16 protein-coding genes, 1 tRNA gene and 1 pseudogene are annotated in these 13,390 nt (G+C 54.1%); 16 read left to right on the top strand and 2 right to left on the bottom strand.

Annotated elements, in window-relative coordinates:
• Positions 1-179: 179 nt before the first annotated feature.
• From ACXAEW_RS15075 to ACXAEW_RS15040, 8 genes and pseudogenes are all read left to right on the top strand, one after another.
• Positions 180-584 (top strand): hypothetical protein, encoded by a 405-nt coding sequence (locus ACXAEW_RS15075; protein WP_474942096.1) that lies wholly within the window; start codon positions 180-182, stop codon positions 582-584.
• 90 nt (positions 585-674) lie between these two features.
• Positions 675-1,268, top strand: a complete 594-nt coding sequence (locus tag ACXAEW_RS15070) for a hypothetical protein (protein WP_474942095.1) — start codon at positions 675-677, stop codon at positions 1,266-1,268.
• Positions 1,268-1,774 carry a hypothetical protein gene (locus ACXAEW_RS15065; RefSeq protein WP_474942094.1) on the top strand — a complete coding sequence of 169 codons (507 nt, stop codon included), beginning with the start codon at positions 1,268-1,270 and terminating at the stop codon, positions 1,772-1,774. The genes ACXAEW_RS15070 and ACXAEW_RS15065 overlap by 1 nt, the downstream gene beginning before the upstream one ends.
• On the top strand, positions 1,774-3,366 hold the full coding sequence (locus ACXAEW_RS15060) for a type IV secretory system conjugative DNA transfer family protein (RefSeq protein WP_474942093.1): 1,593 nt from the start codon (positions 1,774-1,776) through the stop codon (positions 3,364-3,366). Before ACXAEW_RS15065 ends, ACXAEW_RS15060 begins: the two co-directional genes overlap by 1 nt.
• Positions 3,367-3,390: 24 nt before the next feature.
• On the top strand, positions 3,391-3,630 hold the full coding sequence (locus ACXAEW_RS15055) for a hypothetical protein (RefSeq protein ID WP_474942092.1): 240 nt from the start codon (positions 3,391-3,393) through the stop codon (positions 3,628-3,630).
• Between the two features lie 86 nt (positions 3,631-3,716).
• On the top strand, positions 3,717-3,995 hold the full coding sequence (locus tag ACXAEW_RS15050) for a hypothetical protein (protein WP_474942091.1): 279 nt from the start codon (positions 3,717-3,719) through the stop codon (positions 3,993-3,995).
• The gene (locus tag ACXAEW_RS15045) at positions 3,995-4,330 is read left to right on the top strand and encodes a hypothetical protein (protein WP_474942090.1); all 336 of its coding nucleotides are present in this window, start codon (positions 3,995-3,997) and stop codon (positions 4,328-4,330) included. Before ACXAEW_RS15050 ends, ACXAEW_RS15045 begins: the two co-directional genes overlap by 1 nt.
• Positions 4,330-5,346 (top strand): annotated as a pseudogene (locus tag ACXAEW_RS15040) (recombinase family protein); the annotation flags it as partial. The gene ACXAEW_RS15045 and the pseudogene ACXAEW_RS15040, both read left to right, overlap by 1 nt.
• A gap of 541 nt (positions 5,347-5,887) precedes the next feature.
• Here the strand turns inward: ACXAEW_RS15040 and ACXAEW_RS15035 are convergent.
• A tRNA-Ser gene (locus ACXAEW_RS15035) sits at positions 5,888-5,977 on the bottom strand.
• A gap of 185 nt (positions 5,978-6,162) precedes the next feature.
• Here ACXAEW_RS15035 and ACXAEW_RS15030 point away from each other — a divergent pair.
• The 7 genes from ACXAEW_RS15030 to ACXAEW_RS15000 all read left to right on the top strand — a co-directional run bounded on the left by ACXAEW_RS15030 (position 6,163) and on the right by ACXAEW_RS15000 (position 12,424).
• Complete coding sequence (locus ACXAEW_RS15030) at positions 6,163-6,945, top strand: DUF2059 domain-containing protein (RefSeq protein WP_474943046.1); 783 nt, start codon at positions 6,163-6,165, stop codon at positions 6,943-6,945.
• A gap of 190 nt (positions 6,946-7,135) precedes the next feature.
• Positions 7,136-7,723, top strand: coding sequence for a 50S ribosomal protein L21 (locus tag ACXAEW_RS15025; protein WP_474942089.1), 588 nt, complete (start codon positions 7,136-7,138; stop codon positions 7,721-7,723).
• Positions 7,724-7,741: 18 nt separating this feature from the next.
• Positions 7,742-8,011: a 50S ribosomal protein L27 gene (gene rpmA / locus ACXAEW_RS15020; protein ID WP_474942088.1), complete on the top strand. Its 270-nt coding sequence runs from the start codon at positions 7,742-7,744 to the stop codon at positions 8,009-8,011.
• Between the two features lie 271 nt (positions 8,012-8,282).
• Entirely contained in the window at positions 8,283-8,819 is a 537-nt protein-coding gene (locus ACXAEW_RS15015; protein WP_474942087.1) for a GNAT family N-acetyltransferase, read from the top strand.
• 119 nt (positions 8,820-8,938) lie between these two features.
• A complete protein-coding gene (gene obgE / locus ACXAEW_RS15010) occupies positions 8,939-9,973 on the top strand; it encodes a GTPase ObgE (protein WP_474942086.1) in 1,035 nt (344 codons plus the stop codon).
• Positions 9,961-11,067, top strand: a complete 1,107-nt coding sequence (proB, locus tag ACXAEW_RS15005; protein ID WP_474942085.1) for a glutamate 5-kinase — start codon at positions 9,961-9,963, stop codon at positions 11,065-11,067. Before obgE ends, proB begins: the two co-directional genes overlap by 13 nt.
• A 91-nt stretch (positions 11,068-11,158) precedes the next feature.
• Positions 11,159-12,424 carry a glutamate-5-semialdehyde dehydrogenase gene (locus ACXAEW_RS15000; RefSeq protein ID WP_474942084.1) on the top strand — a complete coding sequence of 422 codons (1,266 nt, stop codon included), beginning with the start codon at positions 11,159-11,161 and terminating at the stop codon, positions 12,422-12,424.
• Positions 12,425-12,492: 68 nt separating this feature from the next.
• Here ACXAEW_RS15000 and ACXAEW_RS14995 read toward each other — a convergent pair whose 3' ends face one another.
• Complete coding sequence (locus tag ACXAEW_RS14995; RefSeq protein ID WP_474942083.1) at positions 12,493-13,089, bottom strand: histidine phosphotransferase family protein; 597 nt, start codon at positions 13,087-13,089, stop codon at positions 12,493-12,495.
• 27 nt (positions 13,090-13,116) lie between these two features.
• Between ACXAEW_RS14995 and ACXAEW_RS14990 the strand changes: the two genes are divergently transcribed.
• Positions 13,117-13,299, top strand: a complete 183-nt coding sequence (locus ACXAEW_RS14990) for a DUF3553 domain-containing protein (RefSeq protein ID WP_474942082.1) — start codon at positions 13,117-13,119, stop codon at positions 13,297-13,299.
• Positions 13,300-13,390 lie beyond the last annotated feature (91 nt).

The following is a 13,390-nucleotide window of genomic DNA, read 5'->3' as shown; positions in this document are numbered from 1 at the left end:
GGCAGAAAACAGAGGCGCACTTGTTTCGGCTGTCGAAGACGCTCAACTGTGCATCTTCCCGAAGCGCCGCAGACTATAGTCTTCTGAAGCTAGACCGGCCCAAAACACTCAATACAAAGCTCTTAGTTTAATGCCCCCAGCGATGCCATCGTTGGGTAACAATACAGGATTGCGATATCATGAACAAAGCAGCGAAGGGAAATATCAAAAAAGCTGTCGAACAATTTCTAACCTACGCAGCGTTTGGACTAGCCGCCTATGGCATCATGAGCACCGAAATTGTTCGAAACCTGACGACGACCAACATCCATATCGTCTCGCGCGACACACGCTACGTTAAAAATCCAAACTATCGGCTCGGAAGTTCTCTCCCGATAGGAGAATACGCCTTTGATGTCACGCTTCAGAACACAGGACGTGCTGGCCAAGCCTATTTTTACGTCGTTCAAAACAAAAACCAGATCGTCTGCCGCGATCAGTTCTATATGAACTCAGGCGAGAGACGGTCATTCACGCTGGAATGTAAGCGTGCAAAAGACGGAAAAATTGAATTCATCGCCAGCAATCGCAAGCGGCACAGCTAAAAGTCTAACGCCCCAATGAAAATTGAATCGAAGCTTCATCGCTCGCCTTGAGCGAACGGTGAAGCTTTGCCTGAACCATAGGAGTAACCAATGAAAACGAAAAGGAACTTTCTTAGAAACACAGTCGCAATGGGGTTGATCTGTTTTGGCCTGTCAGGCTGTTTTGCAGCAAAACAACCTTTAGGAAGAACCGGTCAAGGTGCCATGAGCGTTCAAGAAATACATGAACTCTTTGGCTCGAACAGCCCGGTCCAATTCTCAGATATCGCCGGAGGCATGGATAATCAAACCTACGGTTTTGTTTCCGCCACGGCGGATGGGAAGGATTACATCGTTCGACTTTTCCCGTTTGAAAACGGAATTGCCATCGAGCTTGCACCGATTGAAGGTGTCAGCCCGTTATGGATCTATGGAGCCGTAATACCGCACAAGGACGGTGGTGCGGTTTACTTCGACGAATTTCAAAGTGTGCGTGCCCAAAACGGTGAGCGCGATCCGCAACTTGCACCGATGGTTCGAGCGCTGCCGGGAATCCGAAAAGCGGCGAAATACTATCCAGTGAACGAAAAGACCGGCGTCTGGGGGCCCAACAGCTTACAAGGCGTTGTCAATGCATATGAAGCAATGGCCGCTGCGGGTGTTAAGCCGATGTCAGTCATTCCTTTCAGCAAGGGATCACACTGATGCAGATTACGACGATTTTGACAGGTGCTGCGGCAGTCGCTGTGGCATGGACACTCCTCGCACCACCTCAATACACTCTGCCTGCTCAACTCGGCAGGTTGCTTGGGGAATTTGAAACCCAATGGACCAATGCGCGCAAGGAAGCCGTCGCGGCTCAGGCAGAGGAAATTGCGAGTGCAAATGCGCGAGTGGAACGCGAAACCTACGTTGCTAAAATCGCCACGGATGCTGAGGCGAGCGTAATTCAGCAGCAAGTTCAAGACACAAGCGCAACACATTGGGCTGCCCGCATCGGTGCCAATCTTGCAGATATCGGTTGCGGGTTTGGAATATTGGGCAGTGTGCAGGGCAATGAAGCATCAGAAAAGTACCTAGCTCTTTGCGGGATGAGTGATGGTGCCCGCAGGAATATGGCCCTGAACTATGGTGAAGCCTTAAATCAAGGGCGCACCAATGTCATGGAAGACATGAAGCGCACATTTCAACGTGCGCAAGGGACACGGTGATGCCCCCTGATTTTTCCAACGACCACTTAAACCGCATTGGATCTGGCAAAGGACAAGTTGGGCCATTCACCCAAATGATCAAAGCACTTGCTTTGCTTTTTAAAGCAGGTCGGTCTGCCTATGTTATGCATGAGACCGCGAAAATAAATCGCAGCATTGCGATGGGCCAAACATCTGGACTTCAGGGCAATGCGAGATTGGGTGGTCTAGAAGATCTTCGCAGGATGAATATGCTGGAACCGGGAGGCTTTCTGCTTGGCTTCCTCGAAGACCAGCCCGTCTATCTTAAAGAAGATTGGCACGTATTGATAATGGGAACAGCAGGGTACTTCAAAACTACGTCCCTGACCCTTGTTAATGCTGTGAAACTGCTGATGGGCGCTCCTGATGGCTCTCAACGGGAGTCCGTCGTCCTCCTTGACTGGAAAGATGGAGAACTTGCAAAAGCCCTTAAACGGGGAATTCGCACGATAACTGGCAAGCCAGCCATCGTGTTCGCGCCGTTTGACCCGGACAACCAAGTCTTTTTGAATGTTTTTCAGGACCTGATTGAAGCGGCGCAACGCGGGGAACTCATAACCGACGATGCAAAGGCGAGAATTCACTCTTTCTTCGCAAAACAACTGAAAAAAGCCGGTTCCAATTCATGGATTGTGTTAGATGCGCAAAACTTGGCGCATTTAGTATTGGTTTCAAGGTGTTATCTCACGCCAGAAGAAGCGACGTTGGGTGACCTTTGGGATTTTTCCGGGGCTTCGCTGGAACAAATAATGCTCTTTATGGAAGTCGCGTCCGAACATGAAGATATCGCAGGGGGCTTTGTGAGCGCCGCCGCAATTGGGTTTTTGAACAAATACGGTTCACCCGACAACGAAAAGGAACTTCGCTGGATCTTGCAGTGCATGAGTGAAACGTTTTCGCTTTTTGCACAGGGCTCCCGCCTCAGAGAGGCCACAAGCGCAACGAACGTTGATGTAGCAGCGCTTAAACGGGAACCTACGGCATTTACCATCAGTATATCTGAGCGATACTCAGACGTCGCATCAGAGTTTGTGATGGCAACCCTCGAATACACGGTTGAGACAATTGCACATTCACCCGGTCCCTACAGGGTCTCGATCTTAGCCGAAGAGGCAAGCGTGTTGCCGCCTTCAGCCTCAATTCTAAAATGGATCAGGGTCTATAGATCGTTGGGTTTGCGGATGGTGACGGTGGTGCAGGACCGTAGCGGCCTGTCTCAATTTAAAGATCAAGGTGGTAGCCAAACCTTTGAGTCTAATTCGGTGCAGATACTCTGCGGTACATCCGACACAAACCACATGCGTGACATTGAACAAAGGGCTGGAAAGCGTGCTGTTCTTGTTGAGACACGCTCCACATCGCTAGGCGTAAGCATTCCCGGCGGCACTCACGGCGGAAACGAAACACTTACGCCCGTTCTGCCAGTTTCGGAAATAGCACGCATTGGACCCAAACAATCAATACTGCTGATGAACGGTCATCCGCCATTCATCATCGAACGCAAACCTTGGTGGGAACACGATGATGAAGTCAGCACACTAATCGACGACACACGTTTCAACCGCCCGTAACGGGCTCCTACAGGAGTATGTCAGATGACATCGAAACTGCCACCCTCGCGGGTAGAGCGGAATGCACTTGTGCGCGCCCGCAAACGTGACCTTCCTAAAATAGCCCCGTCTCTTACGCCAAAAGGAATGGGGCATGGCAATGATCCAGCTCTTACCAAACAGCAACGAGACGCCAAGCTCAGAGAGCGGCGCATCAAAGAGATCGATACGCGCCTGCACCGGCAATCAGGCCGTGCAATTCGTGCATTTGATCGTGGACGCTAGATAGGACGAAAGTCCTATTTTTATTGAATGTTCTTAATTTGTTCTGTATGTTCAATTCCTTTTGGCAAACGAAAGAGAGGTACGCCATGGAAAACAACGAACCAGCCTTCACACTGCGAGACGGAGCACTGAAAGCGCGCGGGTGGAGAAACGAGCGAAAAGACGGCAAAGGCCAGTTCACCACAATAGAAATTTCAAAGAGCTACCGGGATGAAAACGGTGACTTTCATGAATCCCATAGCTTCAAACCCGATGAAATCCTTCGTGTGTCAGAATTATCTCGCCGCGCATACAATAAAGATCGGGAACTGCACCGGGAAAACGCTCCCGCAAAGTCTCGTCAGATCGAGTTGGAGCGCCGCTAATGAAGAAATTACACGCTACGAAAAGTGCCGAGGATGAAGAGCCTGAATGCCTCCGAATGAATTTCAACTCCCATGGAATAAAGAAGCCTCTATACCCGGCACTCATTCTTGAGCCCGCGCTCTACACTGAGCACGTCAAAGACCTCGACTTGAGCGAAACGCAGCAACGGGAGCTGTTGGAAACGCTTTGGTCAATCATGGTCGCATTTGTCGATCTTGGCTTTGCTGTGGATAAAATCGACCCAATTCTCGACGGCATTTTTGCAGCAGGAAGCGAAATCCGTCACAGTAAAGGAGACCTCGCAAACAACAAAAAACCACAAGGAGGAGAGTAATGAACGAAATCAACAACCTAGCACCGCAACCAGATCAATACATATCGCGACCAGCGGTGATCTATTGCCGTGTTTCCAGCACGCGGCAGAAAACCCAAGGTAGCGGCTTACAGAGCCAAGAGCACCGCTGTCGCCAATATGCAGAAGAACGCGGCTATGAGGTCGAAATGGTCTTCCCAGATGACGCTTCTGGCGGTGGCACATTCCTCAAACGCCCCGGCATGGTGGCGCTTCTCAGTTATCTCGATGCACAACCCGACAAAAACTATGTGATAGTCTTTGACGACCTTAAACGTTTTGCCCGCGACACGCAGTTTCATATACAACTTCGGAACGAACTCTCGGCACGCGATGCTGATGTTGAATGTCTCAATTTCAAATTCGAAGAAACACCGGAAGGCCGCTTTGCCGAAACCATCTTTGCGGCACAGGGGGAGTTGGAGCGGGAGCAAAATCGCCGCCAGACCATCCAGAAAATGAAGGCACGGGTGGAAAAGGGATATTACGTTTTTAGTGCCCCTGTGGGCTATCGGTTCGCTCGTGATCCGGCTCATGGCAATATTCTTGTGCGTGATGAGCCCGTGGCCTCTCTCATCCAAGAGGCTCTTGAAGGCTTTGCTTTGGGACGTTTCCAGACCAAAGCTGAAATCCAGCGCTTTCTTCAGGATCAACCAGCGTATCCCAAGAGCACGAAAACAGGTCATATCCACCCGCAACGCATCGACAATCTGCTGCATCGTCCTGTCTATGCTGGCATTATCGAAGCGCCATCTTGGGGCGTGTCTCCGCGCAAAGGTCATCATGAGCCAATTGTCAGCATCGAGACCCATGAGAAGATTCAAGACCGCTTGAATGGCAAAAGCGTCAAGGCAGCAAACCGCCAAGACATCAACGAAGCCTTCCCATTGCGCGGCTTTGTCACCCGTTCCTGTTGCGGTCAGCGCCTGACGGCCTCGTGGTCGCGCAGCAAAACTGGCAAACGCCACGCCTACTACTGGTGCAAAACGCGCGGCTGCTCACAGCACCGCAAATCCATTCGTCGCGATGACATTGAAGGGGCCGTTGAAGAAGTCCTAGCCGAATTAGAGCCCCAGCCAGCGCTTGTAGCCGCCGCTACGGCCATGTTTAGGCGCGCATGGGACATTCGCACCCAGCAAGCCAACGAGAGCCTCAGCGCCATAAAATCATCACTCACGGCCCTTGATCGCAAAATCGAGTCTTTGCTCGACCGCATTGTTGACGCGGAACAACCGACCGTGATTGCGGCCTATGAACGCAAAATAGCGGGGCTGGAGCGAGAGAAGCTAATTCTGCAAGAAAAAGCGGAGAAACCAACTGTTCCAACCTGCACCTTCGAGGATCTATTCGAACTCGCCCTTCAATTCCTCTCAAACCCTTGGAGTATATGGCAGAATGGCGGATTAGAGTGGAAGCGTACTGTCCTGAATTTGGCCTTTGTTGAGCCGATTTCATATGACAGAGAAAAGGGTATTCGAACCCCACAAATCACCTTGCCGTTCAAGGTGTTAGGAGGAAATCATATGCATGATTTGAAAATGGCGGAGAGACAGGGATTCGAACCCTGGGTCCCCGTGAAGGGACAACGGTTTTCGAGACCGCCCCGTTCGACCACTCCGGCACCTCTCCGCGGTGGAGTGTGAGGGGGCGTTTAAAGGTCGGGGGCAGGGGGTGCAAGCGGAAAATCAAACTTTTGTTGTATGAGTGCATTTTTCCTTGTCCTGAACAGTCTTTGGCTTAAGCTCTTGTTCATGGCTCCAAAAAACTTACTCCCCAGAACCCTGATTTTCGTTGTTGGTCTTTGCATTTTGACGGTGCAGTCGGCCGCTGTTTACGCCGCAGATCGCACGCGGATCGAGACTTTCCTGAACGTAACCGGATTTGACGTCGCGCTCGACAGTATCGCTCTGTCAGCAGAAAATGCACCGGGTATCATCGGACTGAATGCAAAAGACTTCGGCCCAGAATGGACCGGCATCGCCGATGATGTGTTCGCGCTGGATAGTATGCGCAAACAGGCCTTGGATTTCCTCGAAAAAGCGCTGAGCGACGACGCACTTTCCCATGCCGAAGCGTTTTATGCGACAGACCTTGGTCAACGGCTGGTCAAAGCAGAAAATGCAGCTCATCTGATCGAAGATGATGAGACAAAGCACATAGCGGGAGAGCGGATCATTTCCGATCTTCTGAAGGATGGCGATGCCCGTATCGAAATCCTAAAACGAATGGGACGGGCAGTTGATGCGGGGGATACCGCCGTCAAAGCAGTGCAGGAAGTACAGTTCCGCTTTATCATGGCGGCCACCGCAGCTGGCATCATCGAGCTTCAGATGGAGTCCGAAGACCTAAAAGAGCTGTTGGCCGAACAAGAGAGTGAAATGCGTCTGGATATGCAGGCCAGTAGCCTGACATCTTCAGCCTATGCCTATCAGGACTTTACCAATGGAGAGCTGGAGACCTATTCAGCCGCCTTGGAAACGCCGCAGATGCAGGAAGTCTACGGCTTGCTGAATGCAATCCAGTTTGAAATAACCGCCTCGCGTTATGAAGAGCTTGCGTATCGTCTGGCAAAGATCGGGCCTAGCGAAGATATTTGAGCCTTGCCCATTAAAACAGTTGACATCCGATCTTTTGGGCTGCAAAAGGCCACATCCCGGCACGGATTCTATCTGCGCCGGGATTATTCTGTCATACGCCCTTAAGGGCGCGCTGTTCGAGGTGGGACCATACGGCCCCTAAAACACCCTAACGGGGACCGTAGGACGCGGGTAACAAAAGGAAAACGCAATGTTCGCGGTCCTAAAGACTGGCGGCAAGCAGTACAAAGTACAGGCAGGTGATATCCTGCGTGTCGAAAAACTGGCTGCTGACGCTGGCGAAACTGTTCAATTCAACGACATCCTGATGCTGGGCGGTGACGCTCCGGTTGTTGGCGCACCTCTGGTTGACGGCGCAGCCGTACAAGCGGAAGTGATCGACCAGATCAAGGGCGACAAGGTCATCAACTTTGTCAAACGTCGTCGTAAACACAGCTCCAAGCGCACCAAAGGTCACCGTCAAAAACTGACCCTTGTCAAGATCACCGAGATCCTGGCGTCTGGCGCAGACAAAACCGGTATCAAAGTTGCAACCGGCAAAGGCGAAACTTCCGCTGCTCCGGCAGCTGCTGCAAAAGCCGCTCCGGCTGCTGCCGCAGGTGACGCAGACGATCTGACCAAGCTGACTGGTGTTGGCCCCGCAGCTGCCAAGAAATTGGTAGAAGCAGGTCTGTCTACTTTCGCCCAGATCGCAGCCTTGTCCGAAGACGCAATTGCTGCTATCGACACCATCAAAGTGAAGCCCGAATGGGTGGAACAGGCCAAAGAGCTGGCCTGAGGCTAAGGAGAGACACTTATGGCACATAAGAAAGCTGGCGGTTCATCCCGTAACGGTCGCGACTCTGCCGGTCGTCGTCTTGGCGTAAAACTGTTTGGTGGTCAGGCTGCAAACGCAGGCAACATCATCGTACGTCAGCGCGGCACCAAATTCTGGCCGGGCGCAGGCGTTGGCATGGGCAAAGATCATACCATCTTTGCAACTGTTGACGGCGCGGTAAGCTTCCAAAAAGGCCTGAAAGGCCGCACCTTTATTTCGGTTCTCCCGGTGGCGGAGGCCGCTGAGTAAGCCGAAACCTGAAAGGTTTATAAAAAATTCAGGGGGATCGGCTATAAGGCCGGTCCCTTTTCGTTTTTGACGCTGGACACATGTTAGAGTTAAGAAATATCAATATCACTCCACCTAAGGGAGAGGGTCGTATCGGTTGGCGGGTTCTGGCCGTTGCGTCGCGGAGCGATATTGTACGACGACATGTCGCTTCCTATCTCGGACAGGTGTCAGCACTGCGCAAAACAGATTGTTTTGCCATCGTATTTGCGTTCAAAGGAGGAGCGTTGACATGAGCTTGGATGAAATTGTTACACAGCCGTCGATAGAAACTCCTCGTTTCGATTTGCGCCCGCTGCGTAAATCCGACGAGGGATTGATTTCCCATTATGCTGCTGACATACGCGTCGCCGGCATGACCAGCTCTATCCCGCACCCTCTACCGCCCGGAGCGACAGAAGCCTTTGTGGCGCGCGCTATGCAGGCGGAACAGAACGAGTTTGTCTGGGCGATTGACGGCACTCGTGACGGTAGCGCGGAACTGATGGGAGTGATTTCCCTCAAACGAATGGACCGCAGCCAGTCCGAGGTTGGCTTCTGGATTGCACCGACATTCTGGAACACGGGTCTGGCCTCGGCGGCACTTCAGGCGCTGATCGACGCAAACCCGTTTGAAGACGCCACATTGTTTGCAACCGCGTTTCAGGACAATCCGGCCTCGGCCCGGGTTTTGACCCATTGCGGGTTTGAATATCTTGGCGATGCTGAGACTTTTTCAGTCGCGCGGGATGCAAATGTTCCAACTTGGACCTACAGCCGAAAACTGTGATTGGCCCTCCGGCCAGTTTACGGTAAAGCAGGCAAAATCGGTATAAGGGCAGGGGCCGAAACCACCTGCCCGACTTGACGTATTCGCGCGCGCATGATCTGGCGCGCATAGGAGCTGACATGAAATTCCTTGACCTGACAAAGGTTTACATTCGATCCGGCGGCGGTGGGAACGGCTGCGTCAGCTTTCGTCGCGAGAAATACATTGAATATGGCGGTCCCGATGGCGGTGACGGCGGCAGAGGCGGTTCGGTCTATGCCGAGGCTGTTGATGGCCTGAACACGCTGATCGACTTCCGCTACCAGCAGCATTTCTTTGCCCAGAACGGCCAATCCGGCATGGGGCGCCAACGTACCGGCCGCGACGGCGACGACATCATCCTGCGCGTCCCCGTTGGCACCGAGATTCTGGACGAGGACGAAGAAACAGTTCTGGCGGATCTGACTGAAGTTGGCGAAAAAGTTCTGCTGGCAAAGGGGGGCAACGGCGGCTTTGGCAACCTGCACTTCAAATCGGCCACCAACCAGGCACCGCGCCGGGCCAATTCCGGGCAAGAGGGTATTGACCGCACCATCTGGCTGCGCCTGAAACTGATCGCGGATGCAGGCCTGTTAGGGCTGCCTAATGCCGGCAAATCCACCTTTCTGGCGGCAACCTCCAATGCGCGCCCCAAAATTGCGGATTACCCCTTTACCACGCTGCACCCGAACCTGGGCGTTGTTGGCGTCGACAATGCGGAATTTGTGATGGCGGATATCCCCGGCCTGATCGAAGGCGCACATGAGGGCCGTGGTCTGGGCGATCTTTTCCTGGGGCATGTTGAACGCTGCTCGGTTCTGCTGCATCTCATCGACGGCACGTCTGAAACCGTGGCCGAAGATTACCGCACCATTATCAACGAGTTGGAAGCTTATGGTGGTGAGCTGGCCACCAAACCGCGCATTACGGCGCTGAATAAGATTGACGCTTTGGACGACGAAGAACGCGCCGAGGCCCGCGCTGCATTGGAAGCCGAAGTCGGGGGCCCTGTGATGATGCTCTCCGGCGTGAGCCGCGAAGGGCTCAACGAGGTTCTGCGCGCGGTTCGCGGCGAAATCACCGAAGATCGCATCCGTCAAAAACCTGCTGAGGAACCCGAACCGTGGCAACCCTGACCGCAGCCGACCGGGTTGTGGTCAAAATCGGCTCGGCGCTTTTGGTCGACCGCGCAACCGGAAAGCTGAAATCTGACTGGCTCAAGACCCTGGCTGCGGATGTGGCCTGGCTAAAGGGGCAGGGCAAGGATGTGATCCTTGTGTCGTCCGGCTCTATTGCTTTGGGGCGCGGGGTGTTGGGGCTGCCTGCGGCAGATCTTGCGCTGGAACAGTCGCAAGCAGCAGCGGCCGTTGGCCAAATTCAGCTCGCACGCGCCTATGAGGAAGCGCTGGCCCCGCATCAGATTACCACCGCTCAGGTCTTGGTAACGCTGGAAGACAGTGCCAACCGCCGTCGCTATCTCAACTCGCGTTCGACCCTTCGCACCCTGTTGAGCATGGGGGTGGTGCCAATTGTGAATGAAAATGACACGGTCGCCACGGATGAGATCCGGTACGGTGACAATGATCGCCTTGGCGCGCAGGTGGCCGTGACCGTGGGGGCCGATTGTCTGGTGCTTTTGTCAGACGTCGACGGGTTTTACAGCGCCAATCCTGGCCTTGACCCCAATGCCCGACGGTTTGACACCATCACCGAGATCACACCCGAGATCGAGACCATGGCCGGTGACGGTATTTCCGGCCTCTCAAAGGGCGGTATGATCACCAAACTGATGGCCGCCAAAATGGCCACAGCCGCCGGCTGCGCCATGGTGATCACCGAAGGATCGGCGCTGCATCCTCTGAAAACGCTGGAAGAAGGTGCCAACTGCACCTGGTTCACAGCCGACGGGGATCCGCATACCGCGCGCAAACGCTGGATTGCGACCATGAAACCCCGCGGCGAGATCACCGTGGATGAGGGGGCCGTTCGCGCCTTGAACTCTGGAAAGAGCCTGCTTCCCGCAGGTGTGCGTCATGTGGAGGGTGACTTTGGCCGCGGTGAACCGCTGGCCATCCGTTCCCCAGACGGGCACAAACTGGGTCAGGGGCTTGCCCGTTACACGGCAGAAGAGGCCAAACAGATCCTTGGTCGAAAGTCGGCTGAGATCGAAGAGATCCTGGGCTATCCTGCCCGTGCGGCTCTGATCCACCGCGATGACATGGCGCTCTGAGGCGGTTTAACGCCTCGCGTCTTTCATCCTGATGAGAAATACTCCCGCCGAAGCCATTCTTCGGCCTGCCAAAAACAAAGGCATCTGAGATATGATAGACTTGGAAAATATTCCCGCCCTTATGGAAGATCTGGGCAAACGCGCAAAGGCTGCAGCAGAAAAATTGGCGACAGCCAGCGCAGAACGCAAAGCATTGGCTTTGACAACTGCCGCCGATGCCGTTTGGGCCAATCGCGTCCGCATTATCGAAGCAAACGACAAAGATATGGCATTCGGCCGCGATAAAGGGCTGAGTGATGCGATGATGGATCGCCTGAAACTGGATGAGAGCCGTATCCAGGGGATCGTTGACGGTTTGCGCGCCATCGCGGGCCAAAGCGACCCCGTTGGGGAAGTGCTGACCGAATGGGATCAACCCTCGGGGCTCAACATCCAGCGCGTCCGCACCCCGCTGGGGGTGATCGGCGTGATCTATGAAAGCCGTCCCAATGTCACCGCAGATGCCGGCGCATTGTGCCTGAAATCCGGCAATGCAGTGATCCTGCGTGGCGGCTCAGAGGGGTTCAATTCCTCCCAGGCCATCCATGCCTGCCTGGTGGAAGGCTTAAAAGCAGCCAGCTTGCCCGAAGATGCGGTGCAATTAATCCCCACGCGCGACCGCGCAGCGGTGCAGGCCTTGCTGACCATGACGGACTATGTCGATGTTATTGTACCCCGTGGCGGCAAAGGCCTGGTAGGTCTGGTCCAGCGTGAAGCCCGCGTGCCGGTGTTTGCCCATCTGGAAGGCATCGTGCATATCTATGTAGACAAGTCTGCAGACCCAAAGAAAGCGCTGGATGTGGTGCTGAATGCCAAAACGCGGCGCACCGGAATCTGCGGCGCGGCGGAATGCTTGCTGATCCATCAGGATCTGGTCGACACGCTTGGCGCAGAGATCCTGACTGCGCTCTCTGCTGCCGGGGTTGAGATCCACGCAGCCGATGGCCTGAAAGGGCCGGAAGGTATGGTGACAGCCACAGATGAGGATTGGGGCAAAGAATACCTGGATGCCATCATCGCAGCCCGGCCCGTCGCGGATATTGACGAGGCGATTGCCTTTATCCGTGCGCATCACTCCCAGCATACCGATTGCATCCTCACCGAGGACGACGCCGCCGTGGCGCAGTTCTTTGCCGAGTTGGACAGCGCGATCCTGATGCACAATGCCTCCACCCAGTTTGCCGATGGCGGCGAATTTGGCATGGGCGCAGAGATCGGCATCGCCACAGGAAAAATGCACGCACGCGGGCCGGTTGGGGCAGCGCAACTGACCAGCTTTAAGTACCTGGTGCGCGGCAACGGAACGGTTCGCGGCTAAACGGAGCAGCAACAGAAACACAAAAAGCGCCGGTCTCCGGCGCTTTTTTCAGTCTTGGGATCACGCGATTAAAACGTCAGCGAAACGCTGGTTTCATCGTGCGAAAACGCAATACTGCGCCCAAGCTCAGACGCAAGAGTTGGCAAAAGCGCAAATTGCACCAGGGCAGGCGTGATCTTGGTCGCGCCTCCGGTTCCCTTTAGCCAAGCCCAGAGATCAGGATCATGGTTCACCTTGCGCCCCGTTCCTGAGATCTTCCAGCTTTCGCCCAGTTTGGTCATCTGAACTTCGCCGCCATAGGGCAGGGCGCTTTCCAGACAAAGGGACGCCAGAAAAACCAAGCGAACCTCTGCGCGGGTGACGGAGTCCGTAGGGTTCCACTGGTATTTCAGACGACCGCCTTTGCTCAAATCATCCAGAACCGACACAACTTCGGCGCGCCCCAAGCCCTGATCACCCGCGGCACCAAACGCGACCCGAAAGAAACGGATGCGCGCATTTGCATTGCCGACACTGTCAGAAATCAGTTCCAGCTCGGGTCCTTCAACAGCGCCCGCCATTCCCAGAAGCTCAAGCCCGTTGTTGATAGCGCCAACCGGGCTAATCAGGTCGTGACAAATACGAGACCCTATCAAAGTGGCGAGATTAACGTTATCTACAGCCATGTTTTCCTCCGATGTAGGCCACCCGTTATGACTGACCTCAATTCTGTGCTTGCTCCTGGCATGTTTGTAAAACACCCAGATCACCCCGAATGGGGTTTGGGGCAGGTTCAATCCAACGCAGGTGGCAAAATCACAGTAAATTTCCCAGATCAGGGAAAACTGGTTTTTGATGGCGCGCGGATTGCGTTAACCCCTGTTTTTGATCTGTGAAAACGGTTTACGAACCGTTAACTCACTCCAGAAGATTTGACTTAAACTTGCTTGATCTGTGCCTCATGGGCTAACTGCGCGCAAGTGAGAA

Source organism: Epibacterium sp. ABZ3_068 (assembly GCF_056159265.1).
Note: the sequence above shows the minus strand (reverse complement) of the source record. Positions and strands in the feature narration are given on the sequence as shown.

Bases quoted from the DNA above. Each gene is read 5' to 3' on its own strand.
- ACXAEW_RS15075 (WP_474942096.1), top strand. From the start codon at position 180: ATGAACAAAGCAGCGAAGGGAAATATCAAAAAAGCTGTCGAACAATTT.
- ACXAEW_RS15070 (WP_474942095.1), top strand. From the start codon at position 675: ATGAAAACGAAAAGGAACTTTCTTAGAAACACAGTCGCAATGGGGTTG.
- ACXAEW_RS15065 (WP_474942094.1), top strand. From the start codon at position 1,268: ATGCAGATTACGACGATTTTGACAGGTGCTGCGGCAGTCGCTGTGGCA.
- ACXAEW_RS15060 (WP_474942093.1), top strand. From the start codon at position 1,774: ATGCCCCCTGATTTTTCCAACGACCACTTAAACCGCATTGGATCTGGC.
- ACXAEW_RS15055 (WP_474942092.1), top strand. From the start codon at position 3,391: ATGACATCGAAACTGCCACCCTCGCGGGTAGAGCGGAATGCACTTGTG.
- ACXAEW_RS15050 (WP_474942091.1), top strand. From the start codon at position 3,717: ATGGAAAACAACGAACCAGCCTTCACACTGCGAGACGGAGCACTGAAA.
- ACXAEW_RS15045 (WP_474942090.1), top strand. From the start codon at position 3,995: ATGAAGAAATTACACGCTACGAAAAGTGCCGAGGATGAAGAGCCTGAA.
- ACXAEW_RS15025 (WP_474942089.1), top strand. From the start codon at position 7,136: ATGTTCGCGGTCCTAAAGACTGGCGGCAAGCAGTACAAAGTACAGGCA.
- rpmA (WP_474942088.1), top strand. From the start codon at position 7,742: ATGGCACATAAGAAAGCTGGCGGTTCATCCCGTAACGGTCGCGACTCT.
- ACXAEW_RS15015 (WP_474942087.1), top strand. From the start codon at position 8,283: ATGAGCTTGGATGAAATTGTTACACAGCCGTCGATAGAAACTCCTCGT.
- obgE (WP_474942086.1), top strand. From the start codon at position 8,939: ATGAAATTCCTTGACCTGACAAAGGTTTACATTCGATCCGGCGGCGGT.
- ACXAEW_RS15000 (WP_474942084.1), top strand. From the start codon at position 11,159: ATGATAGACTTGGAAAATATTCCCGCCCTTATGGAAGATCTGGGCAAA.
- ACXAEW_RS14995 (WP_474942083.1), bottom strand. From the start codon at position 13,089: ATGGCTGTAGATAACGTTAATCTCGCCACTTTGATAGGGTCTCGTATT.
- ACXAEW_RS14990 (WP_474942082.1), top strand. From the start codon at position 13,117: ATGACTGACCTCAATTCTGTGCTTGCTCCTGGCATGTTTGTAAAACAC.